The 23,492-nt window shown below is 66.1% G+C and carries 24 protein-coding genes; 20 read left to right on the top strand and 4 right to left on the bottom strand.

Annotated features, from left to right (window positions below; genetic code table 11):
- Window positions 1-96 precede the first annotated feature (96 nt).
- A complete protein-coding gene (locus GRI62_RS13145; protein ID WP_131451181.1) occupies window positions 97-990 on the top strand; it encodes a hypothetical protein in 894 nt (297 codons plus the stop codon).
- A 106-nt stretch (window positions 991-1,096) separates the two neighbouring features.
- On the top strand, window positions 1,097-2,419 hold the full coding sequence (locus tag GRI62_RS13140) for a homoserine dehydrogenase (protein WP_131451180.1): 1,323 nt from the start codon (window positions 1,097-1,099) through the stop codon (window positions 2,417-2,419).
- A 192-nt stretch (window positions 2,420-2,611) separates the two neighbouring features.
- Here GRI62_RS13140 and GRI62_RS13135 read toward each other — a convergent pair whose 3' ends face one another.
- Entirely contained in the window at window positions 2,612-3,091 is a 480-nt protein-coding gene (locus tag GRI62_RS13135; protein WP_131451179.1) for a hypothetical protein, read from the bottom strand.
- Between the two features lie 56 nt (window positions 3,092-3,147).
- Here GRI62_RS13135 and glpX point away from each other — a divergent pair, with 56 nt between their 5' ends.
- Together glpX and GRI62_RS13125 are read left to right on the top strand one after the other, a co-directional pair.
- The gene (gene glpX, locus GRI62_RS13130; RefSeq protein WP_131451178.1) at window positions 3,148-4,131 is read left to right on the top strand and encodes a class II fructose-bisphosphatase; all 984 of its coding nucleotides are present in this window, start codon (window positions 3,148-3,150) and stop codon (window positions 4,129-4,131) included.
- A 102-nt stretch (window positions 4,132-4,233) separates the two neighbouring features.
- Window positions 4,234-5,169 (top strand): ribose-phosphate pyrophosphokinase, encoded by a 936-nt coding sequence (locus GRI62_RS13125; RefSeq protein ID WP_131451177.1) that lies wholly within the window; start codon window positions 4,234-4,236, stop codon window positions 5,167-5,169.
- Window positions 5,170-5,179: 10 nt separating this feature from the next.
- Here the strand turns inward: GRI62_RS13125 and GRI62_RS13120 are convergent, their stop codons facing one another.
- Window positions 5,180-6,112 (bottom strand): helix-turn-helix transcriptional regulator, encoded by a 933-nt coding sequence (locus GRI62_RS13120; protein WP_160731888.1) that lies wholly within the window; start codon window positions 6,110-6,112, stop codon window positions 5,180-5,182.
- Window positions 6,113-6,233: 121 nt separating this feature from the next.
- On the opposite strand from GRI62_RS13120, the gene GRI62_RS13115 reads away from it, so the two are divergent.
- From GRI62_RS13115 to GRI62_RS13055, 13 genes are all read left to right on the top strand, one after another.
- Window positions 6,234-7,007, top strand: a complete 774-nt coding sequence (locus GRI62_RS13115; protein WP_131451175.1) for an inositol monophosphatase family protein — start codon at window positions 6,234-6,236, stop codon at window positions 7,005-7,007.
- Between the two features lie 170 nt (window positions 7,008-7,177).
- Window positions 7,178-7,717, top strand: coding sequence for a hypothetical protein (locus GRI62_RS13110; protein WP_131451174.1), 540 nt, complete (start codon window positions 7,178-7,180; stop codon window positions 7,715-7,717).
- Window positions 7,718-7,932: 215 nt separating this feature from the next.
- Entirely contained in the window at window positions 7,933-8,136 is a 204-nt protein-coding gene (gene rpmI, locus GRI62_RS13105) for a 50S ribosomal protein L35 (protein WP_131451173.1), read from the top strand.
- Window positions 8,137-8,150: 14 nt separating this feature from the next.
- Complete coding sequence (gene rplT, locus GRI62_RS13100; RefSeq protein ID WP_131451172.1) at window positions 8,151-8,510, top strand: 50S ribosomal protein L20; 360 nt, start codon at window positions 8,151-8,153, stop codon at window positions 8,508-8,510.
- A gap of 81 nt (window positions 8,511-8,591) precedes the next feature.
- Window positions 8,592-9,767, top strand: coding sequence for a phenylalanine--tRNA ligase subunit alpha (gene pheS / locus GRI62_RS13095; protein WP_131451171.1), 1,176 nt, complete (start codon window positions 8,592-8,594; stop codon window positions 9,765-9,767).
- Complete coding sequence (gene pheT, locus GRI62_RS13090) at window positions 9,764-12,157, top strand: phenylalanine--tRNA ligase subunit beta (RefSeq protein ID WP_131451170.1); 2,394 nt, start codon at window positions 9,764-9,766, stop codon at window positions 12,155-12,157. Before pheS ends, pheT begins: the two co-directional genes overlap by 4 nt.
- Before the next feature lie 2 nt (window positions 12,158-12,159).
- Window positions 12,160-13,707 (top strand): peptide chain release factor 3, encoded by a 1,548-nt coding sequence (locus GRI62_RS13085; RefSeq protein ID WP_131451169.1) that lies wholly within the window; start codon window positions 12,160-12,162, stop codon window positions 13,705-13,707.
- Window positions 13,708-13,738: 31 nt separating this feature from the next.
- A complete protein-coding gene (locus tag GRI62_RS13080; protein WP_131451168.1) occupies window positions 13,739-14,320 on the top strand; it encodes a pyridoxamine 5'-phosphate oxidase family protein in 582 nt (193 codons plus the stop codon).
- Complete coding sequence (locus tag GRI62_RS13075) at window positions 14,320-15,009, top strand: endonuclease/exonuclease/phosphatase family protein (RefSeq protein WP_131451167.1); 690 nt, start codon at window positions 14,320-14,322, stop codon at window positions 15,007-15,009. Before GRI62_RS13080 ends, GRI62_RS13075 begins: the two co-directional genes overlap by 1 nt.
- Before the next feature lie 171 nt (window positions 15,010-15,180).
- The gene (locus tag GRI62_RS13070) at window positions 15,181-15,519 is read left to right on the top strand and encodes a P-II family nitrogen regulator (RefSeq protein WP_131451166.1); all 339 of its coding nucleotides are present in this window, start codon (window positions 15,181-15,183) and stop codon (window positions 15,517-15,519) included.
- Window positions 15,520-15,548: 29 nt separating this feature from the next.
- On the top strand, window positions 15,549-16,898 hold the full coding sequence (locus GRI62_RS13065; RefSeq protein WP_131451165.1) for an ammonium transporter: 1,350 nt from the start codon (window positions 15,549-15,551) through the stop codon (window positions 16,896-16,898).
- Window positions 16,899-17,077: 179 nt separating this feature from the next.
- Entirely contained in the window at window positions 17,078-17,416 is a 339-nt protein-coding gene (locus tag GRI62_RS13060) for a P-II family nitrogen regulator (RefSeq protein ID WP_131451164.1), read from the top strand.
- 238 nt (window positions 17,417-17,654) lie between these two features.
- Window positions 17,655-18,803: an OmpA family protein gene (locus tag GRI62_RS13055; RefSeq protein WP_131451163.1), complete on the top strand. Its 1,149-nt coding sequence runs from the start codon at window positions 17,655-17,657 to the stop codon at window positions 18,801-18,803.
- 60 nt (window positions 18,804-18,863) lie between these two features.
- Here GRI62_RS13055 and GRI62_RS13050 read toward each other — a convergent pair whose 3' ends face one another.
- Window positions 18,864-19,760 carry a sterol desaturase family protein gene (locus GRI62_RS13050; protein WP_131451162.1) on the bottom strand — a complete coding sequence of 299 codons (897 nt, stop codon included), beginning with the start codon at window positions 19,758-19,760 and terminating at the stop codon, window positions 18,864-18,866.
- A 5-nt stretch (window positions 19,761-19,765) separates the two neighbouring features.
- Window positions 19,766-20,164 carry a hypothetical protein gene (locus GRI62_RS13045; RefSeq protein ID WP_131451161.1) on the bottom strand — a complete coding sequence of 133 codons (399 nt, stop codon included), beginning with the start codon at window positions 20,162-20,164 and terminating at the stop codon, window positions 19,766-19,768.
- A 248-nt stretch (window positions 20,165-20,412) separates the two neighbouring features.
- On the opposite strand from GRI62_RS13045, the gene GRI62_RS14675 reads away from it, so the two are divergent.
- The 3 genes from GRI62_RS14675 to argF all read left to right on the top strand — a co-directional run bounded on the left by GRI62_RS14675 (window position 20,413) and on the right by argF (window position 23,475).
- Window positions 20,413-21,216, top strand: a complete 804-nt coding sequence (locus GRI62_RS14675; protein ID WP_131451160.1) for a cold-shock protein — start codon at window positions 20,413-20,415, stop codon at window positions 21,214-21,216.
- A gap of 130 nt (window positions 21,217-21,346) precedes the next feature.
- On the top strand, window positions 21,347-22,531 hold the full coding sequence (locus tag GRI62_RS13035; RefSeq protein ID WP_131451159.1) for an aspartate aminotransferase family protein: 1,185 nt from the start codon (window positions 21,347-21,349) through the stop codon (window positions 22,529-22,531).
- A gap of 2 nt (window positions 22,532-22,533) precedes the next feature.
- On the top strand, window positions 22,534-23,475 hold the full coding sequence (gene argF, locus GRI62_RS13030) for an ornithine carbamoyltransferase (RefSeq protein WP_131451158.1): 942 nt from the start codon (window positions 22,534-22,536) through the stop codon (window positions 23,473-23,475).
- Window positions 23,476-23,492: the final 17 nt, after the last annotated feature.

Genomic DNA, 23,492 nt, shown 5'->3' with positions numbered 1-23,492 from the left:
CCCAACTGGCTGTTTGCAAAGTGCTGACGGGCGGGCATGATGCACCGGCGCGGTGTGCGCGCCCTGTACGCGTCTTGTCCAAGCTGGAGAATCCCCATGTCTGTCCGCCGCCGGTTTCCGCCTTTCCACGCGCTGCTGGCGCGCACGTTGGCCGTGGCCGCCGGCGCTGCCGTACTGGGCGCCTGCGCCACCGCGATGCCGGGGCAATCGCGCGACAACGTGGCGATGGAGCTTTCGCCAGAGGCCGAGCCCACCTACGCGGACCTCGTCACTCTGGCGCTGGCATCGGACCTCGTCGCCATCGTCACCGTGGACGACCAGACGCGCTTTCCCCCCGAACGCGCGCCGGACCTCCCGCCGGAACGGGTGCGACTCTACCTGGAAACGCTGACCCGCAATCTCCTCGTCTCGCCCACCGGGGTTGGGGGATCGCTGGTGTTCGTCACCGACCTGGCGCGCGAGCCCAATGGCGACACGCCCGATCTGGAGGGCCAGGACTTCGTGATTTTCGCCGATCAAGTGCGCGATCGTCCGGGTGAGGTGCAGCTCGTGGCGCGCAATGCCCTGTTCCCGGCCGGGCCGCGAATCGAGGGGCGCGTGCGAAGCGTCCTGCGCCAGTTGGCCGCTGCTGACCGCCCGCCCCAGATTACCGGGGTGCGCGACGTTATCTCCGTACCGGGCAACCTTGCCGGCGAATCCGAAACGCAGATGTTCGTGCAGACGCAGGGTGGCACGCCGGTTTCGCTCAGCGTCGTGCGGCGGCCCGGAATGCAGCCCGAATGGGGTGTCTCGCTTGGCGAGATCGTGGATACCGCGGCCCGCCCGCCCGAGGCCGAATCGCTGGCCTGGTTCCGCTTCGCCTGCGGCCTGCCCCGACAATTGCCCGACAGTGCCTTCCTGCAGGGCGATCGCAACTCGCAAGCGCGCGCGCGGGAGGATTACGCTTTCGTGCTCGACCAGCTCGGCCCGTGCGAGCGGCGCTTCACCTGAGGCTCGCCGCGCAGGGCGGTTTTCTGGCACAAAGGTTTTCTAAGTGGCCAATCGGCCGGTCGCTGATTAACCGCCTGCCACTCTGCTGACCGACCGAGGACCGACCATGGCTGAACCCTTGCGCATTGCCCTGGCCGGGCTCGGCACGGTGGGCGCGGGCGTGATCCGCCTGCTGGCCGAAAACGGCGAGCTTATTGCCCGCCGCGCCGGCAGGCCGATCGAGGTGGTCGCGGTCTCGGCTCGCGACCGCGGCAAGGATCGCGGCATCGCCTTGGCCGGTTACGACTGGCACGACGACATGACCGCGTTCGCCGCGCTGGACGCGGTCGACGTCGTGGTGGAGCTTGTCGGTGGTTCGGACGGCCCGGCGCTGACGCTGGCGCGCAAGACACTGGCGGCGGGCAAGGGCCTCGTCACCGCCAACAAGGCGATGATCGCGCACCATGGCATGGAACTGGCCGCGCTGGCCGAGGCGAACGGCGCGCCGCTGCGCTACGAGGCGGCCGTTGCCGGCGGTATCCCGGCGATCAAGGGGCTGGCGGAAGGCGCGGCGGCGAACCGGATCGAGCGAATCTACGGCATCCTCAACGGCACCTGTAATTTCATCCTGTCCGAAATGGCCGCGACCGGCCGCGACTTTGCCGATGTCCTGGCCGAGGCGCAGGCGCTGGGCTTTGCCGAGGCCGATCCCGGCTTCGACATCGAGGGGACGGACGCGGCGCACAAGCTCGCCATCCTCGCCGCGATCGCCTTTGGCACCGCGCTCGATTTCGCCAGCGTCGATGTGACAGGTATCGCCCGCATCCGCGCTGGCGACATCGCCCAGGCCCGTGCGCTCGGCTATGTCATCCGGCTGATCGGCATCGCCGATTGCGATCTGGCGGGCCAAGAAGCGGGCGGGGAGGCGCAACTGTTCCAGCGCGTGGCCCCCTATCTGGTCCCGGTCGATCACCCGCTGGCGGGCGTGACCGGGGCTACCAACGCGGTGGTGGCGGAAGGCAATTTCGTCGGCCGCCTGCTGTTCCAGGGCGCAGGTGCCGGCGATGGGCCAACGGCAAGCGCGGTGGTCGCCGATCTCGTGGATATCGCCCGCGGCAATACCCCGCCGCCGTTCTCGCTGCCGGCGGCGCTGCTTGCCGCCAGCGTGCCCGCCGACCCCGGCCACCGCCGCAGCCGCGCCTACGTGCGCTTCATGGTCGCCGACCGGCCCGGCGTGCTGGCAGAAATCACCGCCGCCATGCGCGATGCCGGGGTTTCGATCGAGAGCTTCATCCAGCAGGGCCACCCCGACGAGGAGGACGGCCAGCCGGTGCTGGTCTCGATGGTCACGCACGATGGACCGGAAGCTGGCGTCGCCCGGGCGCTGGCCCTGCTCGAACAGTCGCCCAGCCTTGCCGAGGCGCCGCTGGTGATGCGCCTGCTGGGCTAGTCGACGTCCGGGCTGAATTGGTCGGGCTGAATCGTTCGGGCGCGGCCACGACCGCCGCGGCCACGTCCTCGCCAAGATGTTCCGGAAAGCCGGTGACGGCGACCATGATCGCATGGTTCGGGAGCCCAGCCCACGCGCACGCAGCCGCTGGCGCAACTGTTGTCGGTCAGCCCCTGGATTTCGCGACGCGCATCAATCGTCCGAAAGGTCGATCGGAACCCGCTCGCCCGTGGCCGCCTCCGAACCGGGCGCCGCCATCTCTGCGGCGACCACTCGGGAAGCCTCTTCCGCGGTCAGATCCTCCGGAAACTGGGTGAAATCGACCATGATGGCAGGCGGTGGCGCCCAGCCCATGCGAATGCAGGCCGACGTGCCCACAGATTCAGGATTGGTCACCCAGCATGGCGGATCGGTAAGGCCGGGGATGATCGTGCGATCGGATTGTACGGGGCGCGGTAGGGGCGAGCGATAGCGTTCGGTGTCGGGAAGTTCGCGGCACACCAGGATGGCCCCTTCCTCGCCCACTTCGGCTTCACAAGGGCGGGACGCGACGGGGGGCGGATCGTCCTCGTCTTCCTGCGCGGACGGTTCGACCGGGCCGTAGACCTGCTGTGCCAGCGCGGGTCCGGCAGGCCAGGCGCCCAGGAAAATCAGCGCCAGCCATCTCGACATTGCGGCCCCCCAGACCTAAGCGAGCGCCCAAGAACGGATCGGAGCCTGAATTGCCAATGAATTCCGCAAAATCTTCGCAAGTGCTCGACCGCGTGCTGGTCATGGAAATGGTCCGCGTCACCGAGGCGGCTGCCATCGCGGCGTCTGAACTGATCGGGCGCGGCGACGAAAAGGCCGCCGATGCCGCCGCCGTGGAAGCCATGCGCCGTGCCTTCGACACGCTGGAGATCGACGGCACGGTGGTGATCGGCGAGGGTGAGCGCGACCAGGCGCCCATGCTCTACATCGGTGAAAAGGTCGGCGGAGCGCAGGGGCGGGGTCCGCGCATCGACATCGCGCTCGATCCGCTGGAAGGCACCACCATTACTGCCAAGGCTGGCCCGAACGCGCTCGCCGTGCTGGCGGCGGCGGAAGAGGGCTGCCTGCTCAATGCGCCCGATGTCTACATGGACAAGATCGCCGTTGGCCCGGGCTATCCCGAAGGCGTGATCGATCTTGCCCGGACGCCCACCCAGAACGTCGAAGCGGTGGCCGCGGCAAAGGGTGTCGCACCGCGCGACATCATCGTCTGCGTGCTCGATCGCCCGCGCCATGCCGATCTAATCGCCGAACTGCGCGGCATCGGCTGCGGCGTGGTGCTGATCGGTGACGGCGATGTGGCGGGCGTGATCGCCACCACCGACCCCGATACGACCGTCGACCTCTATATGGGATCGGGCGGTGCGCCTGAAGGCGTGCTGGCAGCCGCGGCGCTGCGCTGCGTGGGTGGCCAGTTCAATGGCCGCCTGCTGTTCCGCAACGACGACGAGCGCAAGCGGGCCGCCAAGTGGGGCATCGAGGATCTCGACCGCATCTACAAGCTGACCGATCTCGCCCGCGGCGACTGCATCTTTGCCGCCACGGGCGTCACCAGCGGATCGCTGCTGGACGGGGTGAAGCGCCTGCGCCGCAACGGGCAGACCGTGATGACCACCGAAAGCGTGGTGATGCGCGCATCCAGCGGCACCGTGCGCTGGATCAAGGGCGAGCACCGGCTGTAAGGCGATTTTCTGCCTAATTCACCGGCCAACGTGCGCCAGTGTTGCAATAAGGGGGCGCTTCGCTAGGCCGGCGCTTCCAGCAGCCAGTGGGATACGCACGCGATGAAGATCATGTCCGGCAACTCGAACCTCGTGCTCGCACGGGCGATCGCAGGCTATCTCGAGGTGCCACTGACGGACGCCAGCGTTCGCCGCTTCGCCGACGAGGAGATCTTCATCGAGATCCACGAGAACGTGCGCGGCGAGGACGTGTTCATCTGCCAGTCGACCAGCTATCCGGCGAACGACAACCTGATGGAACTGCTGATCGGCATCGACGCGCTGCGGCGCGCCTCGGCGGCGCGCATCACCGCGGTCATCCCGTATTTCGGCTATGCCCGGCAGGACCGCAAGCCCGGCCCGCGCACGCCGATTTCTGCCAAGCTGGTGGCCAATCTCATCACCGAGGCGGGCGCCGACCGGGTGCTGGCGGTGGACCTGCATGCCGGACAGATCCAGGGGTTCTTCGACATCCCCACCGACAACCTCTACGCCGCGCCGACGATGGCTGCCGACATCCAGGCGCGATACGGCGCGCAGGAACTGATGGTCGTATCGCCCGACGTGGGCGGTGTGGTGCGTGCCCGCGCGCTGGCCAAGCGGCTCGACAATGCCCCGCTCGCCATCGTCGACAAGCGTCGCGACCGCCCCGGTGAGAGCGAGGTGATGAACATCATCGGCGACGTGAAGGGCCGGACCTGCATCCTGATCGACGACATCGTCGATTCGGGCGGCACACTGGTAAACGCCGCGCAGGCGCTGCTGGAAGCCGGCGCCAAGAGCGTGGCCGCCTACATCACCCACGGCGTGCTGTCGGGCGGCGCGGTGGCGCGGGTCGATGCCTCGGCGCTGACCGAACTGGTGATAACCGACACCATCCTGCCGACCGAGGCCGCGCGCGAATCGGACAAGATCCGCGTGCTCACGATCGCGCCGCTGCTTGGCGAGGCGATCCGCCGCATCGCCGACGAATCGAGCGTCTCCAGCCTGTTCGACTAGGTCTGTTGACCTAGGGCTGTTTGGATTGGTCCGGCGGCGGCCCGGGTTCGCTGGCCGGATCGCGCCAGGGCCCCAGTTCGCCCGGCTCCAGCGCGTGCAACACTTCCAGCCGCCGCCGCTGGCGCACCTCCAGGCTGAGCGCGAGGACAGGATGCGGCCGCTTTCGTAACTCGCCGGGCGAAACCCCGAAGATTGCGCGCATCTCCTTTATGCGGTGGGACTGGTCGAAATAGCGGTCCTCGATCTCGGGCGCATCCTCCGGCCGGGCCACGCCGAGCAGGGCGGCGCCGAAATCCTGGGCCCGGGCGCGCCGCAAGGCCTGCTTCGGGCTGACCCCGAAGGCCTTTTTAATGACCCGCTCGACCGTGCGTTTCGACACGTCCTGCCGGCGGGCGAACTGTTCCACCGTCATTTCCGGGTTGGTGAGGCAGGCTTTCTGGAAATCGGCGACGAGTCGGGCTGGTTTCACTACGCCCTTGGCTTGTATCAGCGGGCGCAGGAAGCGCTCCTCTATCGCTTCTGCCCATTCGTCATATCCAGCCTCTCGCGGCACGAGCGAGGCGACGGGCGCCTCTCCCCCCAGCAGTTCATCCAGATCGTAGACCCGGTCGAGCGTGTCCGCCGGGTCCGGCAGGCCGAGGAGCTGGGCGGCGCCGGCCTGGAACAGGATGGAAATGACGATCCACTTGCCCGCGATCGACAAGGGCATGCACCGGGTGTGCGGACCGAAATAGAACGCCTTGCCGTGCGGCCCCGGGTCCAGCACCTTGGTCCCCTCGGCATCGGTTGCGGTCCAGGCATCGTGGAACAGGATGGTGATGCTGGGGTGTTCGATGATGCGGCCGCAATCGATTCGCACACCCGGCGCTATGTCGGCCTCCGCCACCGTTATCCAATAGAACCACGGCTGCAAATCGGGCGCGGGGGCGCGAGAAAGTGCCAAAGGAGATCCGCCACGGGTCGCGCCCGTGTGCGACTTAATCGGGGGCGTGTTTTTCATTGCGCAAGGTGGTGCGTTTGTTACGCGCGGAATGCAACATTTGGGCACCAGATCGGATCATTTCATGATTTCCAAGACCGACATCGACCTTGCACACCGACTGGCGGAGGTTGCTCGTGCCGAAATACGGCCCCTTTTCCGCAGCGGGCTGGATAGCGAGGCCAAGGCCGACGCCTCCCCGGTCACCCTCGCCGATCGCAATGCCGAGGCCGCCATGCGCAAGCTGATCGAGGCGGAATGTTCGGCCGACGGCATCCACGGGGAGGAATATGGCGTGAAGGAGGGCGTATCGGGCCGGCAATGGGTTCTGGACCCGATCGACGGCACCACCGCCTTTCTCGCCGGCCGGCCGATCTTCGGCACGCTGATCGCCCTGCTGGTGGACGGGTTCCCGGTTCTGGGGATCATCGACCAGCCGATCCTTGGCGAGCGGTGGGTGGGCGTCGCCGGGCGGCAGACCACCTTCAACGGCAAGCCCGTCAGAACCCGGCCCTGCCCGGAACTCGACCGGGCGACGATCGCCACCACGGGGCCGCATTATTTCACCGTGGCGCAGGGCGATGCCTTCATGGCGCTCGCCGGGCAGACCGATCACAAGCGCATGGTGATGGGCGGTGACTGTTACAACTACGGCTGCCTCGCCAGCGGCCAGATCGACATCGTCGCCGAGGCGGGCCTGAAGCTGCACGATTACGCCGCGCTGGTGCCGGTGGTGGAGGGCGCCGGCGGGGTGATGAGCGACTGGCGCGGGGAACCTCTGCACGCCGGATCTGATGGCACGGTCATCGCGCTGGGCGATCCGGCGCGGCTGGAGGATGTGGTCGAGGTGTTGGGCTGAGGTGTAGGCTTTGGGCTCACGCAACCGTCCGTTCGGCCGTGTTCAGGCCGGACGCCTTCGTCGCCAGATAACCGATCACATTGATTGCTAGGGTAGGCGTTCCGGATGGTCGTGTCCTGGCTCGACACCATCTGCACCCTCGCCTATCGGGCGCCAAAGGGGACAAATTCATGCCTGGAAACAGCCGTGTCGGCGCAGGTTTCTATTTTTGGTTCGCGCTTATTGCGGTGGCAACCTACCTGATACACGAAGCGGCGCACTGGGTTGTGGGGGCCGCGCTCGGCTACGACGTATCTTATGGAATAAACAGCGTCATCCCGGGATCCGCGATGACTACGCGCGATCACATCCTGATGTCAGCGGCAGGTCCGGCTATCACTGTCCTCGGCGGGCTGGTTGCGTTTGTATTCGTGATGCGGCGTCAAAGTCTGACTGCGTATGCGGCGCTTTATTTCGCACTGTTCATGCGGGTGGTCGCAGCAGGCGTCAGTGTGTTCAACCTGAACGATGAGGCGCGCATCAGCGCCTTGCTTGGCTGGGGGCCGTGGGCGCTGCCCGGCGTGGTCATTCTTGTCCTGCTGATCACCACGATCATGGCAAGTCGTCACCTGAAGCTGTCCTGGAAGGTCAACGTCCTGGCCTACGCCGTTGCCAGTGTGGTCTCCATGGTCGTGGTGGGTATCGATATGGTCCACAGGGGAATACTCTAAAACCACGCAGGGGCGAGGTGGCCGCTTCCCATGCCCGCCTGTCGCAGCTTGGAGGGATAGGCGCTTCGCTCACCTCCCGCATCCTCGCGCCGCCCCTTGCATTCGACGCGCATTCGGCTACATGCCCGCCCTTCACCGACACGTGAATCATGGGCCTGCCTGGCGACAAGGGCTGCCAGGGCCGGTTCCGACGTGTCCCTGCGAAGGAGACGAAAATGCCCAAGCTGAAGACCAAGAGCGGCGTGAAGAAGCGCTTCAAGCTCACTGCCACCGGCAAGGTCAAGCATGGTGTCGCCGGCAAGCGCCACCGCCTGATCAGTCACAATGCCAAGTACATCCGCCAGCAGCGCGGCACCAAGACCCTTGCCAAGGCCGACTGGGCTGCGGTGAAGGCCTGGGCGCCCTACGGCCTGAGCTGAGGAGGTACTAGACCATGTCACGCATCAAACGCGGCGTCGCCACGCGCGCCAAGCACAAGCGGATCCTGGAACAGGCGAAGGGCTATCGCGGCCGTCGCAAGAACACCATCCGCGTCGCCCGCCAGGCTGTCGAGAAGGCCGGCCAGTACGCCTATCGCGACCGCAAGGTGAACAAGCGCAACTTCCGCGCCCTGTGGATCCAGCGCATCAACGCGGCGGTCCGGGCCGAGGGCCTGACCTACTCGCAGTTCATGCACGGCGTTAAGCTCGCCGGCATCGAGCTCGACCGCAAGGTGATGGCCGACCTCGCCATGAACGAGAGCGCGGCCTTTGGCACGATCATCAAGCAGGCCAAGGACGCGCTTCCCGCCTGATTGGTTCGAGCTATCGAAACACACGAAGCGCCATCCGAAAGGGTGGCGCTTTTTGTTTGTCCTGACTAAGCGAGCCAGCCCATGAGCAACGAACACGAAATACAGGCCGAAACCACGCTGAACCGCCTCGGACTGGCGCAGAGCGTTGCAGAGGTGGAAGCCATCCGCGTCGAGGCGCTGGGCAAGGCCGGCTGGATCAGCGCGCTGATGAAGACGCTGGGCAGGATGAGCCCGGAGGAGCGGCAGAACGAGGCCCCGCGCATCCAGGCGCTGCGGGCCGGCGTGGCCGATGCGATCGAGGCGAAGAAGGCGGCGCTGGAGACCGCTGAACTGGAAAGACGCCTCGCCACCGAGACGATCGACCTGACCCTGCCCGCGCCCGCCGCGCCGCGCGGCAGCGTCCACCCGGTCAGCCAGGTGATGGACGAACTGGCGGAAATCTTTGCCGACCTCGGCTTCGCGGTCGCGACCGGGCCGGAGATCGAGGACGACTGGCACAACTTCACCGCGCTCAACATGCCCGAAAGCCACCCGGCGCGGGCCATGCACGATACGTTCTATTTCCCGGATGCCGCGCCTCAGGGTGGACGACCGGCTTCAGGCAGCGAAGCGGTAGGCCAACAAGGGCGGATGCTGCTGCGCACCCACACCAGCCCGGTCCAGATCCGCTCCATGATGGACATCGTCCGGGCCAATCCGGGGGGCGCGCCCATCCGCATCATTGCGCCGGGCCGCGTCTACCGTTCCGACAGCGACGCGACGCACACGCCGATGTTCCACCAGATCGAAGGCCTGGTCATCGACCGCGACATTCACTTGGGCCACCTCAAGTGGACGCTCGAGACGTTCCTCAAGGCCTTCTTCGAGACCGAGGACATCGTCCTGCGCCTGCGCCCGAGCTACTTTCCCTTCACCGAGCCGTCAGTCGAGGTCGATGTCGGCTTCGCGTGGGAAACCGGCAAGGATGGCGTGAAACGGCGCGTTTTGGGCGGCAGCGGCGATGCCGAAGGGCACGGCTGGATGGAACTGCTGGGCAGCGGCATGGTCAATGCCCGGGTGATCACGTTCGCCGGCCTCGATCCCGCCGAGTGGCAGGGTTTCGCCTTCGGTGTCGGCGTCGATCGCCTCGCCATGCTGAAATACGGGATGGAGGATCTGCGCGCCTTCTTCGACGGCGATTCGCGCTGGTTGCAGCACTACGGGTTCAGCGGGCTCGACCAGCCGACGCTTTCCGCCGGAATAGGAGCGGGCGCATGAAGTTCTCCCTTGAATGGCTGAAGGATTATCTCGAAACCGACGCTTCGGTGGCCGAGATTTCCGCGAAGCTCAACGCCATCGGTATCGAGGTAGAGGGCATCGAGGACCCGGCCGACAAGCTCGCCGGGTTCCGCGTGGCCGAGGTGCTGACCGCCGCCCCGCATCCCGATGCGGACAAGCTGCAGGTGCTCACCGTTTCCACCGGAGAAGGCGATCCGCTGACCGTGGTGTGCGGCGCGCCCAATGCCCGCGCGGGGATGAAGGGCGTGCTCGGCCTGCCCGGAGCGGTCGTTCCGGCAAACGGGATGCAATTGCGCAAGAGCGCCATCCGCGGCGTCGAATCGAACGGCATGATGTGCTCGGTGCGCGAACTGGAACTGGGCGACGCGCACGAAGGCATCATCGAACTGCCCGCCGATGCCCCGGTGGGTGCGGACTTCGCGGCCTGGCACGGCGCCAGCCCGGTGTTCGACGTGGCGATCACCCCCAACCGGCCCGACTGCATGGGCGTGATGGGCATTGCCCGCGATCTCGCCGCGGCGGGCGTCGGCACGTTCAAGCCGGCGCAGGTCGCGCAGATTGCCGGGGAGGGTGCGATCGCCATGCCCATCGCCATCGCACCGGACGCCGATTGCAGCGCCTGGTACGGCCGCTCGATCGCGGGCGTCAGCAATGGGCCAAGCCCGGAATGGATGCAGCGGCGGCTGCTGGCCGCGGGGCAGAGGCCCATCTCGGCGCTGGTGGATTGCACCAATTACCTGATGCTGGCCACGGGCCGCCCGGCGCACGTCTATGACCTTGCCCGGCTGACCGGCAGCATGGTCGCCCGCCGCGCCCGTGAAGGCGAGGCGGTGGAAGCGCTGAACGAGAAGACCTACACGCTGGACGACAGCATCACCGTTATCGCCGACGATGCAGGCGTGCATGATATCGCCGGCATCATGGGCGGCGCGCATTCGAGCGTGCAGGACGACACCACCGACGTTCTGCTGGAAATCGCCTACTTCGATCCCGAGGCGATCGGTGTCTCCGGCCGCAAGCTGGGCCTCGCCACGGATGCCCGCACCCGGTTCGAGCGCGGGGTGGACCCGGCCTTCCTGGATGACGGGCTGGCGATCCTGACCGACCTGATCGTGCAGACCTGTGGCGGTCGCCCGAGCGAGGTGACGCGCGTGGGACAGCCTCCGGTGGAGCCAAAGGTCATCGGGTTCGATCCCGCGCTGACCGCGAAGCTGGGCGGGGTGGAGGTGCCCGAGGCCGAACAGCGGCGCATCCTTCAAAGCCTCGACTTCGGCGTTTCCGCGGACTGGCAGGTCACCTGCCCGCCGCGACGCCACGATATCGAAGGCCCTGCCGACCTGGTCGAGGAAGTCGTGCGCATCCACGGGCTCGACATGGTGGAGAGTGTCGCCCTGCCGCGCGCCGAAGGCGTTGCCCGCCCCACTGCCACGCCCGCGCAGAAGCTGGAGCGCCGCCTGCGCCGCGCCGCCGCCGCGCGCGGTCTGAACGAGGCCGTGACCTGGAGTTTCCTGCCCGTGCCCGCGGCCGAGCACTTCGCAGATGGCGAGGCCGCGTTGTGGCTGCTGGACAATCCCATCAGCGAGGACATGAAGGCCATGCGCCCTTCGCTGATCCCCGGCCTTCTCGCCGCGGCAAAGCGCAATGCCGACCGCGGCGCTGACACCGCGCGCCTGTTCGAGATCGGGCGGCGCTATCTGCGCAGGCCCGACGGTGCGAGCGATGAGCGGCTGACGCTCGCGGTCGTGCTGGCGGGAGCGCGCGTCCAGCGCGGCTGGGCCCAGGGCAAGGCGCAGGCCTTCGATGCCTATGACGCCAAGGCCGAGGCCGAGGCGCTGCTGGCGGAGGCCGGCGCGCCGGTGGCGAACCTGATGGTGATGGGGGACGCGGGCGACCAGTTCCACCCCGGACAGTCGGGCACGTTGCGACTCGGCCCCAAGACCGTGCTCGCCCGCTTCGGGGCACTGCACCCGGCAACGCTGGCTGCCTTCGATAGCGACGGGCCGGTCATGGCGGTCGAGCTGTTCCTCGACGCGATCCCGGCAAGGCGGGGGAAAGGCGGCTTTGCCCGGCCTGCCTACAGCCCGCCCGCGCTGCAATCTGTCACCCGCGACTTCGCGTTCCTCGTGCCGCGCGACCTTCCGGCGGGCGACCTGCTCCGCGCAGTTCGCGGCGCGGACAAGGCGACGATCGTCGATGCGCGCGTGTTTGACGTGTTCGCCGGGCAAGGCGTGCCCGAAGGCCGCAAGTCAGTCGCCGTAGAGGTGACGCTGCAACCGGGCGAAGCCAGCTTCAAGGATGCCGATCTCAAGGCGATTTCGGATGCGGTCGTCGCGGCAGCGGCGAAACTCGGCGCGGAATTGCGCGGCTGACCATGTCCAGCGCTGCCAAGAACCCCCGCCGCACCTTTGCCATCATCTCGCACCCTGACGCGGGCAAGACCACGCTGACCGAGAAGCTGCTGTTGCAGGGCGGGGCGATCCATCTGGCGGGCGAGGTCAAGGCGCGCGGACAGGCGCGGCGGGCGCGCAGCGACTGGATGAAGATCGAGCAGCAGCGCGGCATCTCGGTCACCTCCAGCGTGATGACGTTCGAAAAAGCGATTGAAGGCGAGACGATCACCTTCAACCTGCTCGACACGCCGGGGCACGAGGACTTTTCGGAAGACACCTACCGCACGCTGACTGCGGTCGATTCGGCCATCATGGTGATTGATGCGGCCAAGGGCATAGAGCCGCAGACGCTGAAGCTGTTCGAGGTCTGCCGCCTGCGTTCGGTGCCGATCATCACCTTCGTCAACAAGGTCGACCGCGAGGGCCGCGACCCGTTCGAGACGCTGGACGAGGTGGCGGACAAGCTGGCGCTCGACGTGTCCCCGCAGATGTGGCCCGTGGGCATGGGCGGCCTGTTCGAAGGCCTGCTGGATTTTCGCACCGGCGAAGTGGCGCGGCCTGAGGGCGCGTCGAAGGAATACCTCGGCACGCGCGATGCCGGTGCCGCGATCCCCGATGCCTATGCCGAGGAGATCGAGCTGGCGCAGGTCGGCTATCCCGAACTCGATCTGGAGGCCTACCGCAACGGCGACATGACGCCGGTCTACTTCGGCAGCGCGCTCAAGAACTTCGGGGTGGAGGAACTGATCGACGCCATCGCCCGCTACGCGCCCCCGCCGCGCCCGCAGCCTGCCGGTGACGTGCAGATCAGCCCCGAACGCGACGAGGTGACCGGCTTCATCTTCAAGGTGCAGGCCAACATGGACCCCAACCACCGCGACCGCATCGCCTTCATGCGGCAGGTGTCGGGCACATTCAAACGCGGCATGAAGCTGACGCCTTCGGGCCTTGGCAAGCCCATCGCCGTCCATTCGCCTATCCTGTTCTTTGCGCAGGACCGCGAGATCGCCGACACCGCGGAGCCCGGCGACATCATCGGCATTCCCAACCACGGGACGCTGCGTGTGGGCGATACGTTGAGCGAGAAGAACGACGTGCGCTTCACCGGCCTGCCCAACTTCGCGCCGGAAATCCTGCGCCGCGTGCAGCTGCGTGATCCGACCAAGACCAAGCAGTTGCGCAAGGCCCTGGACGATCTCAGCGAAGAAGGCGTGATCCAGGTGTTCTACCCGGTGATCGGCGGCAGCAGCATCGTGGGCGTGGTGGGGCAGTTGCAGCTGGACGTGCTCGTCAGCCGGCTGGAGGCGGAATACAAGGTGGAGGCCGCGCTGGAGGCTTCGCCTTTCGCCACCGCGCGCTGGCTTAAAGGACCGCAGGACAAGCTCGACGAGTTCGAACGGTTCAACCAGGGCAATCTCGCTCACGATCGCGACGGCGATATCGTCTTCATGGCGAGAAGCCCCTGGGATGTCGGTTATCAGCAGGAAAAGAACCCCGAGCTGGCGTTCTCGGCCACCAAGGAACGGTAACCTTTCCGGTGCCCGTGCGTAGTCAGGTGCGATGGCCGACTTCTATGACACGCTGACAGACGACCACATTGCCATGATCGAGGCGCAGCCGGTGTTTTTCGTGGCGACAGCGGCGCAAGGCGCGCGGATCAACCTGTCGCCCAAGGGTCTGGCGCATACGTTGCGCGTGCTCGGGCCGGATCGCGTCGCCTACCTCGATCTCGGCGGATCGGGCAACGAGACAAACGCGCATCTGATCGCCGATGGGCGAATCACGATCATGGTGTGCAACTTCCAGAACCCTGCGCTGATCCTGCGCATCTATGGTCAGGGCGCGCCGGTGCTGCCGTGGGAAAGCGGATGGACGCAGATTGCCGCGCATTTCACCTTGCTGCCCGGCACCCGGCAAATCTTCGATATCGCGGTGGAAAGCGTGCAGACCAGTTGCGGTTGGGGCGTGCCGATCATGGATTATGAACGCGAGCGCCAGACGCTGGTGAAGTATCATGCAAGGGCCGATCCGCTCGAATGGGCGGGCAAGCACAAGCGGCGACGGACCAGCATCGATGGCCTGCCCGCGCGCACCACCGATCGCTACATCGCCGGGCCCACACCCCCTGCCGTGACTGACTGATGCAGCTCACCTTCGCCAGCTACAACATCCACAAGGCCGTTGGAATGGACCGACGGCGCGATCCGGGACGCATCCTCTCGGTCATCGGCGAACTGGCCGCAGACGTCGTGGCGCTGCAGGAAGTCGATCTTCGCCTGGGCACCCGCGCCGGCGTGCTCGACCGGCACGCGATCGATGAGCTCGGCTATCAGATCGCTTCGAAACCCACGCGGCCCGCCAGCCTGGGCTGGCACGGCAACGCGCTGCTCGTGCGCAAGGGGATCGACGTGCTCGAGGTCGAGGCGGACGACCTGCCGCGCATCGAGCCACGCGGAGCGGTGCGTGCGCGTATCACTGCCCAAGGGCATGAGATCTGGGTTACGGGGATGCATCTCGACCTCAGCGGCCTGAGGCGCAAGCGCCAGTTTGCGCATGTCTGCAATGCCAGCCGCGCGCCCGGCCTGCCGGCGGTCATGATGGGCGATTGCAACGAGTGGCTGCGGCCCATCGGCGGCGAACTGGGGCTGGCGGCGCACTGGAGCGTGGTCGATCCCGGCTCCAGCTTTCCGTCGCGGCGCCCTGTCCTGGCGCTCGATCGGCTGATGCACACGCCGCACTGGCATATGGTCGAGACGGGCGTTCATTCGACACCCCTCTCGCGGCAGGCTTCAGACCACCTGCCGATCAAGGCGACCCTCCGGCTGGGCTAGGCCATGCCGCTATATTGGGCGCGTCTGCCCACGATTTGTGCGCTGCACAACGGCGGTTCCCCCGTCCGCCTTGCATCCCTCTGAAAAGCCGGGGCGTCCTGCAACTGGCACGAGGCTTGCTGTGCAGGTTTGCGGCCGGACATCTGCCCGGCGCTGGACAGGGGGCAACCGATGAAGTTCGTCATCGCGATCATCAAACCATTCAAGCTCGACGAGGTGCGCGAGGCCTTGGCCGAGGCGGGCGTCGCCGGGATGACCGTCTCGGAAGTGAAGGGCTTCGGCCGTCAGAAGGGCCAGACCGAGATCTATCGCGGGGCCGAGTATTCGGTGAACATGCTGCCCAAGGTAAAGCTGGAAATCGCGGTCAGCGACGCGATGATGCCCAAGGTCATCGAGGCGATCCAGCAAGCCGCCAGCACGCAGAGCATCGGTGACGGCAAGATCTTCGTGCTCGACCTCGCCTCGACCACGCGCATCCGCACCGGCGAAACCGACGAGAACGCGCTGTGACCGGCACTTCTGCACAAGGGGGTAAATCAATGATCCGCAAAGCCACAGCCGCGCTCGGTGCGCTCGGCACGTCCGCTTTCGTCAGCGTCGCGGCCCATGCCCAGGACGCCGGCGTCCCGATCGCCGCCGCGACGGAGCCAGTCACGGCGGCGGCGGTCGCCAATCCGGGCAACAACGCCTGGATGATGACCAGCACGATCCTCGTCCTGCTGATGATCATTCCGGGCCTGGCACTGTTCTACGGCGGCCTGACCCGGTCGAAGAACATGCTCTCCACCATGACCCAGATCGGCGCCACCGCCGCGCTGGCGATGGTGGTGTGGATCGTGTGGGGCTATTCCACTGCCTTCGGGCCGGAGGGCAATGCGTTCTTCGCCTGGGGCAAGCTGTTCCTGGCCGGCGTAACGCCCGATAGCACGGCGGCCACCTTTTCGGACGAGGTCATCAGCGAATACGTCTTCATCAGTTTCCAGATGACCTTTGCCGCGATCACCGCCGCGCTGGTGCTGGGCGCCACGGCGGAGCGGCTGAAGTTCAACGCGCTGATGCTGTTCGTGCCGATCTGGCTGACGGTAGTCTATTTCCCCATCGCGCACATGGTCTGGGCGAGTGGCGGCCTGCTGTTCGAGGACGGCGCGCTGGACTTTGCTGGCGGAACCGTGGTGCACATCAACGCCGGCGTTTCCGGCCTGGTGCTCGCCTACCTGCTGGGCAAGCGCACCGGCTTCCCCACCGAGCTCTCGCCGCCGCACTCGATGACGATGACGATGATCGGCACGGGCCTGCTGTGGGTCGGCTGGTTCGGCTTCAATGCGGGGTCGGAGCTGGAGGCGGACGGCGTCGCCGGGCTCGCCATGATCAACACCTTTGTCGCCACGGCGGCGGGCGCGCTGACCTGGATGGTGGTGGAGAAGCTGGCGGGTCACAAGGGCTCGGCCCTGGGCTTCTGCTCGGGGGTGATCGCCGGCCTCGTTGCGGTGACCCCGGCGGCGGGCAACTCCGGCCCGTTCGGCGCGGTGCTGCTCGGCATCCTGTCGTCGGTGATCTGCTACTTCGCCGTCGCCAAGCTGAAGCCTGCACTTGGTTATGACGACAGCCTCGATGCGTTCGGCATCCACGGCGTGGGCGGCATCGTCGGCGCGATCGGTACGGCGGTGGTCTACCAGCCGTTCCTCGGCGGCCCCGGCGATGGCTCGACCGCTCTTGGGGCGCAGCTGTGGGTGCAGACCTACAGCGTCCTCGTCACGATCGGCTGGGCTGCACTGGGCACCTTCATCGTCGGCATGCTGGTCAAGTTCACCGCCGGTCTGCGCGTCAGCCAGGAGGTGGAGGTCACCGGCCTCGACATCTCCGAACACGGAGAGCGCGCCTACAACTGATTACCCGAATTGGCGGGGCCGGACCTCCTCCTCTCCCCCGGCCCCGCCAAGCCACGTTCCTCCTGCGAACGCACACCTTTCATGGGCCGGAACCGACAAGGGTTCCGGCCCGCTTTTTGTCTTGCATGGGGTAGGACGGGTTCGCACATAGGATGGGCAGCCGCAGCAGGAGCCTTCCCGTGAAGATCATCATCGCCGTCATCAAGCCGTTCAAGCTGGACGAGGTGCGCGAGGCGCTGGCCGCCATCGGCGTTGCCGGGATGACGGTAAGCGAGGCCAAGGGCTTCGGGCGTCAGAAGGGCCAGACCGAAATCTATCGGGGGGCCGAATACGCGGTGAACATGCTGCCCAAGGTGCGGTTGGAAATCGCCACCAGCGATGCCCTGGCGCCCAAGATTGTCGAAACGATCCGCGACACCGCCAACACCGGCACGATCGGCGATGGCAAGATCTTCGTGCTCGACCTTGGCCAGGCAGTGCGCATCCGCACCGGCGAGTCGGGCGAAACGGCGCTCTGAGCCGAGGGCGGCATTGCTTGTCGCGGTATTCTAACGACTGTTACTTTAGCGCCACACGGGCGCATCGTTGGCCTGTTTCCCGCGCAAACGCGCGTGTTACTCCGGGGCGCGTGGTCAGCGCTCGCAGACTTTACCCCATGCGGTGGATGCCGCCATCGGTCACCTGACAACAATTTCTTGTCGCTGAGCGGGCCTGCAATTATAGGGCAGGCCGGAGGTCAAAATGGGGAACAATATTATGCGAACTGTTGTGTTCAGCCTTGGCGTTGCTGCCGCGGCCCTGGCTGCGCCGGCGATGGCCCGCGATGGCGAGGTCTATCTCGGCGCCGATGTCGGCGTCGTATTTCCAGACGATTTCGATACCGACATCGATGGCGCGCTTGATGCGGCGACCACCGAAAACCGGGAAGGATGGGAGCTTGCCGGCATTCTCGGCTACGATTTCGGCTTCATCCGTACCGAGCTCGAGGGTTCGTACAAGGAATGGGACCCCGAACAAATTACGCTGGGCACCAGCGGCATTCCACTATTCAACGGTGTTTTTGGTCAGCCTGGCACCGTGATCAGAAATGGCAGCTACCCCTACGGTGGCGAGTTCCGTTTAACCTCGGTGATGGCCAACGCCTTGCTCGATTTCGGCGGTAACGAAGGGATCGGCCTGTCTGTCGGCGTGGGTGGCGGACGCACTTACTTGGGCGCGGACACCACCGCATCGAACAGCGGCCCCGGCTACCTCGATGATGAGGACAACGCCTGGGCCTGGCAGGGCATTGCCCAAGCGCGCATGCCTGTTACCGACAGCATCGATCTGGGACTCAAGTACAAGTACTTCAAGACGCAGGAATTCCAGCTCACCGACACCGTGGGCCGGGTCAACGAGTTCGACATCGCCACCCATTCGGCGATCCTTAGCCTGCTGATTAACTTCGGCGGGGACGAGCCGATGGCGGTGATAACCCCGCCGCCTCCGCCGCTGCCCGCCACGCCGCCCCCCCCGCCGCCGCCCCCGGCCCCTCCCGCGCCGCCGGTGCAGCAGTGCAACACGGGCCCTTACATCGTGTTCTTCGATTGGGATCGTTCGGACATCACGCCGGAAGCCGCGACCGTGCTCAACTCGGCCGTGACCTCCTACCGTGACTGCGGCACCGCCCGCGTCATGCTCGCCGGTCACGCCGACCGTTCGGGCAGCACGCAGTACAACGTCGGCCTGTCCGAGCGTCGTAACGCTGCCGTGCGTGACTACATGACCGGCCGTGGCGTGCCCGCTGCCCGGATCAACAGCCAAGCGTTCGGCGAATCCCAGCCGCGCGTTGCCACCGCAGACGGTGTGCGCGAGCTGCAGAACCGCCGCGTGGAGGTGACCTACGGTCCCGGCTCGGGCAACTAGGCTCCAGCCGCCGCAAGGCAAGAAGACCGGGCCGGGAGAGCAATCTCCCGGCCCTTCTTTTTACGGCTCCAAGGGTGCTGCACCGTGATCACGCTCCCACCGTTTGCGGATCATGGCGGAGGTCTCGCGGCTGCCGTCATGGCTCCAGCCCGGTTCGCGCCAGAGGTAGGAAAGCTTGTGTCGCCACGGCGCGCCCACGACGTCACGGCCCATCGCCAGCCATTCGTGGAGCACCGCCTTCACCACGTTGAAGGTGCCGAGCTGGTTGACGATCCCGTAATGGATGCGCGTGCCCGTCTCCTCAGGCTCGAAGGTGCCAAACAGCTTGTCCCAGACGATGAAGGTGCCGGCATAGTTGCGGTCCAGATAGCGCGGGTTGATCGCGTGATGGACCCGGTGGTGCGAAGGCGTGTTCATCACCGCCTCGAACCAGCGCGGCATCCGCCCGATCGCCTCGGTGTGGATCCAGAACTGGTAGATGAGGTTGAACCCCGCACACACGAGGATCATGCCCGGCTCGAACCCGGCAATCGCCAGCGGCCAGCGAAAGACAAAGGTGACGGCGAAGAAACCCGTCCAGCTTTGCCGCAAGGCGGTGGAAAGGTTGTAATGCTGGCTGGAATGGTGGTTGACGTGGCTCGCCCAGAACCACCGCACCCGGTGCGCGCTGCGGTGGAACCAGTAGTAGGCTAGGTCGTCCAGCACGAAGCACAGCGGCCACGCCCACCAGGCCCAGCCGATCGCGAACGGCGAAAGGGTGTGAATCCAGACCAGCGCGCCCACGACCACGCTGCCGGTAAGCGCACCTGCCACGATGCTGCCCAACCCGATGGCCAGCGATGTTGCCGTATCGCGCGATTCGTAGGCATCGCGGCGGCGGTTGCGCGCCCAAAGAAGTTCCGCCACGACAAGCACGACGAAAGCCGGGATGGCCCAGGTGACGGGATCGAACTCCATGCGCGTCAGCTAGCAGGCGGCATGGCCTGCGCCCAGTGCGCTGCTGCCGGGCCCAGATCGAGGGTGATTGGCTCCGCCCGGAATGCGGGTGCGATGACACGAAGGCTGTTTCCTTCGACTGTCAGTTTTGCAGTCTTGTCCAGCCGCCGTGCGACCATGCGGCCACCGTGGGGGACCACCAAGGCCAGCCTCCCAGCGGCGTCCCGCGCGATTGCCGCGCGACCGCCAGCATCCAGCGCCATGACCTGCGGCACGAACCCGCCCGGGATTAGGAGCAAACTCTCGCGCGCATCGGCTTCGCCAGCGATGACCACGGTCCTGGAAAAGCCCATGACATGGGCCAGCCCGACGAGCGCGGCGACGGCGATCAGCGAAGCGGCAAAAATGGCGATGTCCTGACCCATTCGCCTCCACAGGCAACCTGCCGCGTCGCCATTGAGTCATGGGGTGCGCAACGTTGGCCTGTGACGGCGAGTGGCGAAAACGACACGCTGTGGCAAGGCAATCCTTAAATCATTCGCATCACGCGAAGATTGCGTATATAGCGAATGCCTGGATTGGAGGGGCAGGCCTGCCTCTCCCTGTCGGCGAAGGTTGACGTCCGCACCGCCGGCGGAAAGTCGCAGGACGGAATTGAAGGTTACTGGGGTTCATGGGTTACGATAGAGGGCGCCGCGGCCGCGGAAAAGACAAGCGCGACGGTTTTGGCGAAGATAATTTCGATCCGTTCGGTGAAGGCGGTCCGCCGCCCATGGAAAGCGGCGGCTGGCGCGATGGCGGCAACAGCCGTTTCGGCGGCGGTAGCGGAGGCGGCGGTGGCGGCTTCGGCGGCGGAGATCGCTTCAACGACGATCGTGGCGGTGGAAACCGCAGCGGCGGCTTCGGCGGTGGCAATCGCGGCGGCGGCGGGGGTGGCTTCGGCGGCCCGCGCGGCGGTGCCGGCGGTGGTAGCGGCGGCGGCGGCGGAATGCCCGCGCAGGTCGTTGGCACCGGCAAGGGCAAGGTCAAGTTCTTCAATACGCAGAAGGGCTTCGGCTTCATCCAGCGCGACGAGGGCGGGGAGGACGTGTTCGTCCACATCAGCCAGGTCGAACGCGCAGGGCTCGAAGGACTGGCCGAAGGACAGGAACTGCAGTTCAACCTCGTCGATCGTGGCGGCAAGGTCTCGGCCGCGGACCTGCAGGTCGTCGGCGATGTGATTGAGGTGGAGAAGAAGGCTCCGCAGCGCGAACTGACTGGTGAGCGTGCCGTGGGCACGGTCAAGTTCTTCAACGCCATGAAGGGCTTTGGCTTCATCACGCGTGATGATGGCAAGGAAGATGCGTTCGTTCACATCAGTGCGATCGAGCGTTCGGGCCTATCGGGCGTAGAGGAAGGCGATCGCTTCGAATTCGATCTCGAGGTCGACCGACGAGGCAAGTACTCGGCCGTCAACCTGACGCCGGTGCAGGCCTAGAACCTGATCCGGAATGTGAGGCGGCCGAGTGTTTGACCGGCCGCCCGCTCCCGCATAGAGAGAATATTATCGGGCGGCCGGTCCCATGTGGACGGGCCGCCCTTCTCTTTTTCTGCGATGGAGTTTCGCGATGACTGTTTCTGCGCTGATGCCCGTCTATCCCCGGTGCGGCGTGCGCCCCGTACGCGGAGAGCACTGCCACCTGATCGATGAGGATGGCACGCGCTATCTCGATTTCGCCGCGGGGATCGCGGTCAATCTGCTCGGCCATTCGCATCCCGGACTGATCGGCGCGATCCAGCGCCAGGCCGAAACGCTGATGCATGTCTCCAACCTCTACGGCAGCCCGCAGGGGGAGGCGCTGGCGCAGCGGCTGGTGGATACGACCTTTGCTGACACGGTGTTTTTCACCAATTCGGGTGCAGAGGCCGTGGAATGCGCGATCAAGGCCGCGCGCGCCTATCATCAGCACGCAGGGAACGACGAGAAGTTCGAGCTGATCACCTTCCGGAACGCCTTCCACGGGCGGACCATGGCGACCATCAGCGCCTCCAATCAGGAAAAGATGCACAAAGGCTTCACACCGCTGTTGCCAGGCTTCCGCTACGTCGACTTCGATGACCTCGAAGCGGTGAAGGCGGCGATCGGGCCGAACACCGCGGGGTTCCTTGTCGAGCCGGTGCAGGGCGAAGGAGGCATTCGCGTCGCCTCGGCGGAATTCATCAAGGGCCTGCGCGCCTTGGCTGATGAGCACGACCTGATGCTGGTGTTCGACGAGGTGCAGTGCGGCGTCGCGCGTACCGGCACCCTCTACGCCTACGAACAGATGGGCGTCGAACCTGACATCATGGCGACCGCCAAGGGCATTGGTGGTGGCTTCCCGCTTGGCGCCTGCCTCGCAACTGCGAAGGGGGCGCGAGGCATGACCGCGGGCACCCACGGTTCGACCTATGGCGGAAACCCGCTGGCGATGGCGGCAGGCATGGCGGTGATGGACGCGGTCGCGAACGAGGAGTTCCTCGCGCAGGTTCGCGCACGGGGAGAGCGGCTTCGCGGCAGGCTGGAGCAGTTCATCGGCAACTATCCCGACCTTTTCGAGGGCGTGCGGGGGATGGGGCTGATGCTGGGCCTGAAAATGAAAGGCGAGCCGCGTCCGTTCATGATCCATCTGCGCGACAATCACCTGTTGCTGACCGTCGCCGCTGGCGACCAGACGCTGCGCATCCTCCCGCCGCTGGTGATCGAGGATGCCGAGATGGATGAATTCATCGAGAAGCTGTCAGCTGGCGCCGCTTCGTATCAGCCGGAGGACTAGCGATGGCCGAAAGCCAGCTGCGCCATTTTCTCGACCTGTCGGATGCGGGCGGCAATGCCGTTGCCGCGATGATCGACGACGCCCTAGTGCGCAAGGCCGCGCGCGCGGGCTGGCCCAAGGGGAGGGCGGATGCCGACGCTCCGCTTGCGGGCCGCGTGCTGGCGATGGTGTTCGAAAAGAATTCCACGCGCACCCGCGTCAGTTTCGACATGGCGATGCGCCAGCTTGGTGGCAGCGCGCTGATCGTCGACGCGGGCACATCGCAGCTGGGCCGCGGCGAATCACCTGCGGACACGGCGCGCGTCCTCAGCCGGATGTGCGATGCCATCATGGTGCGCACCGATGACCACGCCAAGATCGAGGAAATGGCACGTCACTGCGACGTCCCGGTAATCAACGGCCTGACCGACCGTTCGCATCCGTGCCAGATCATCGCCGACCTGCTTACCGTGATCGAGCATCGCAAGAGCCTGCCCGGCCTCGAGCTGGCATGGCTGGGTGACGGCAACAACGTGTTGCACTCGATCCTGGAAGCCGCTGCGCTGATGAAGTTCAATGTGCGGGTCGCGACGCCAAGAGGCTACGAGCCGGATAGCCGGTTCGTGGAACTGGCGCGGGCTGCCGGACAGCGGGTCATCCTGACGCAGGATGCCGCAGCGGCGGCATCAGGCGCCGATGTGATCGTGACCGATACCTGGATCTCGATGGGGCAGGAAAACGTCGCCAACAAGGTTCGGGCAATGGAACCGTACATGGTCGACGCCAGCTTGATGGCGCGGGCGAAACCCGATGCGATCTTCCTGCACTGCCTGCCCGCGCATGTTGGCGAGGAAGTAAGCAAGGACGTGTTCGAGGGGCCGCAGTCGGTCGTCTTCGACGAAGCCGAGAACCGCATCCATGCACAGAAATCCATTCTGCTGTGGTGTTTCGGCCTGATCCCCTAGTCCCGCTTCCAAACGGG

Origin of the sequence: Aurantiacibacter arachoides (assembly GCF_009827335.1) — a bacterium.
In the GTDB taxonomy this organism is placed as follows: Bacteria; Pseudomonadota; Alphaproteobacteria; order Sphingomonadales; family Sphingomonadaceae; genus Alteraurantiacibacter; species Alteraurantiacibacter arachoides.
Note: the sequence above shows the minus strand (reverse complement) of the source record. Positions and strands in the feature narration are given on the sequence as shown.

Excerpts from the sequence above, each read along its gene's own strand:
- GRI62_RS13115 (WP_131451175.1), top strand. The coding sequence starts at position 6,234 with ATGATTTCCAAGACCGACATCGACCTTGCACACCGACTGGCGGAGGTT.
- argF (WP_131451158.1), top strand. The coding sequence starts at position 22,534 with ATGGCCGAAAGCCAGCTGCGCCATTTTCTCGACCTGTCGGATGCGGGC.
- GRI62_RS13135 (WP_131451179.1), bottom strand. The coding sequence starts at position 3,091 with ATGTCGAGATGGCTGGCGCTGATTTTCCTGGGCGCCTGGCCTGCCGGA.
- GRI62_RS13075 (WP_131451167.1), top strand. The coding sequence starts at position 14,320 with ATGCAGCTCACCTTCGCCAGCTACAACATCCACAAGGCCGTTGGAATG.
- GRI62_RS13080 (WP_131451168.1), top strand. The coding sequence starts at position 13,739 with ATGGCCGACTTCTATGACACGCTGACAGACGACCACATTGCCATGATC.
- GRI62_RS13045 (WP_131451161.1), bottom strand. The coding sequence starts at position 20,164 with ATGGGTCAGGACATCGCCATTTTTGCCGCTTCGCTGATCGCCGTCGCC.
- GRI62_RS13065 (WP_131451165.1), top strand. The coding sequence starts at position 15,549 with ATGATCCGCAAAGCCACAGCCGCGCTCGGTGCGCTCGGCACGTCCGCT.
- pheT (WP_131451170.1), top strand. The coding sequence starts at position 9,764 with ATGAAGTTCTCCCTTGAATGGCTGAAGGATTATCTCGAAACCGACGCT.
- rplT (WP_131451172.1), top strand. The coding sequence starts at position 8,151 with ATGTCACGCATCAAACGCGGCGTCGCCACGCGCGCCAAGCACAAGCGG.
- GRI62_RS13140 (WP_131451180.1), top strand. The coding sequence starts at position 1,097 with ATGGCTGAACCCTTGCGCATTGCCCTGGCCGGGCTCGGCACGGTGGGC.
- GRI62_RS13110 (WP_131451174.1), top strand. The coding sequence starts at position 7,178 with ATGCCTGGAAACAGCCGTGTCGGCGCAGGTTTCTATTTTTGGTTCGCG.
- GRI62_RS13055 (WP_131451163.1), top strand. The coding sequence starts at position 17,655 with ATGCGAACTGTTGTGTTCAGCCTTGGCGTTGCTGCCGCGGCCCTGGCT.
- GRI62_RS13085 (WP_131451169.1), top strand. The coding sequence starts at position 12,160 with ATGTCCAGCGCTGCCAAGAACCCCCGCCGCACCTTTGCCATCATCTCG.
- GRI62_RS13125 (WP_131451177.1), top strand. The coding sequence starts at position 4,234 with ATGAAGATCATGTCCGGCAACTCGAACCTCGTGCTCGCACGGGCGATC.
- GRI62_RS13035 (WP_131451159.1), top strand. The coding sequence starts at position 21,347 with ATGACTGTTTCTGCGCTGATGCCCGTCTATCCCCGGTGCGGCGTGCGC.
- pheS (WP_131451171.1), top strand. The coding sequence starts at position 8,592 with ATGAGCAACGAACACGAAATACAGGCCGAAACCACGCTGAACCGCCTC.
- rpmI (WP_131451173.1), top strand. The coding sequence starts at position 7,933 with ATGCCCAAGCTGAAGACCAAGAGCGGCGTGAAGAAGCGCTTCAAGCTC.
- GRI62_RS13070 (WP_131451166.1), top strand. The coding sequence starts at position 15,181 with ATGAAGTTCGTCATCGCGATCATCAAACCATTCAAGCTCGACGAGGTG.
- GRI62_RS13145 (WP_131451181.1), top strand. The coding sequence starts at position 97 with ATGTCTGTCCGCCGCCGGTTTCCGCCTTTCCACGCGCTGCTGGCGCGC.
- GRI62_RS14675 (WP_131451160.1), top strand. The coding sequence starts at position 20,413 with ATGGGTTACGATAGAGGGCGCCGCGGCCGCGGAAAAGACAAGCGCGAC.
- GRI62_RS13050 (WP_131451162.1), bottom strand. The coding sequence starts at position 19,760 with ATGGAGTTCGATCCCGTCACCTGGGCCATCCCGGCTTTCGTCGTGCTT.
- glpX (WP_131451178.1), top strand. The coding sequence starts at position 3,148 with ATGAATTCCGCAAAATCTTCGCAAGTGCTCGACCGCGTGCTGGTCATG.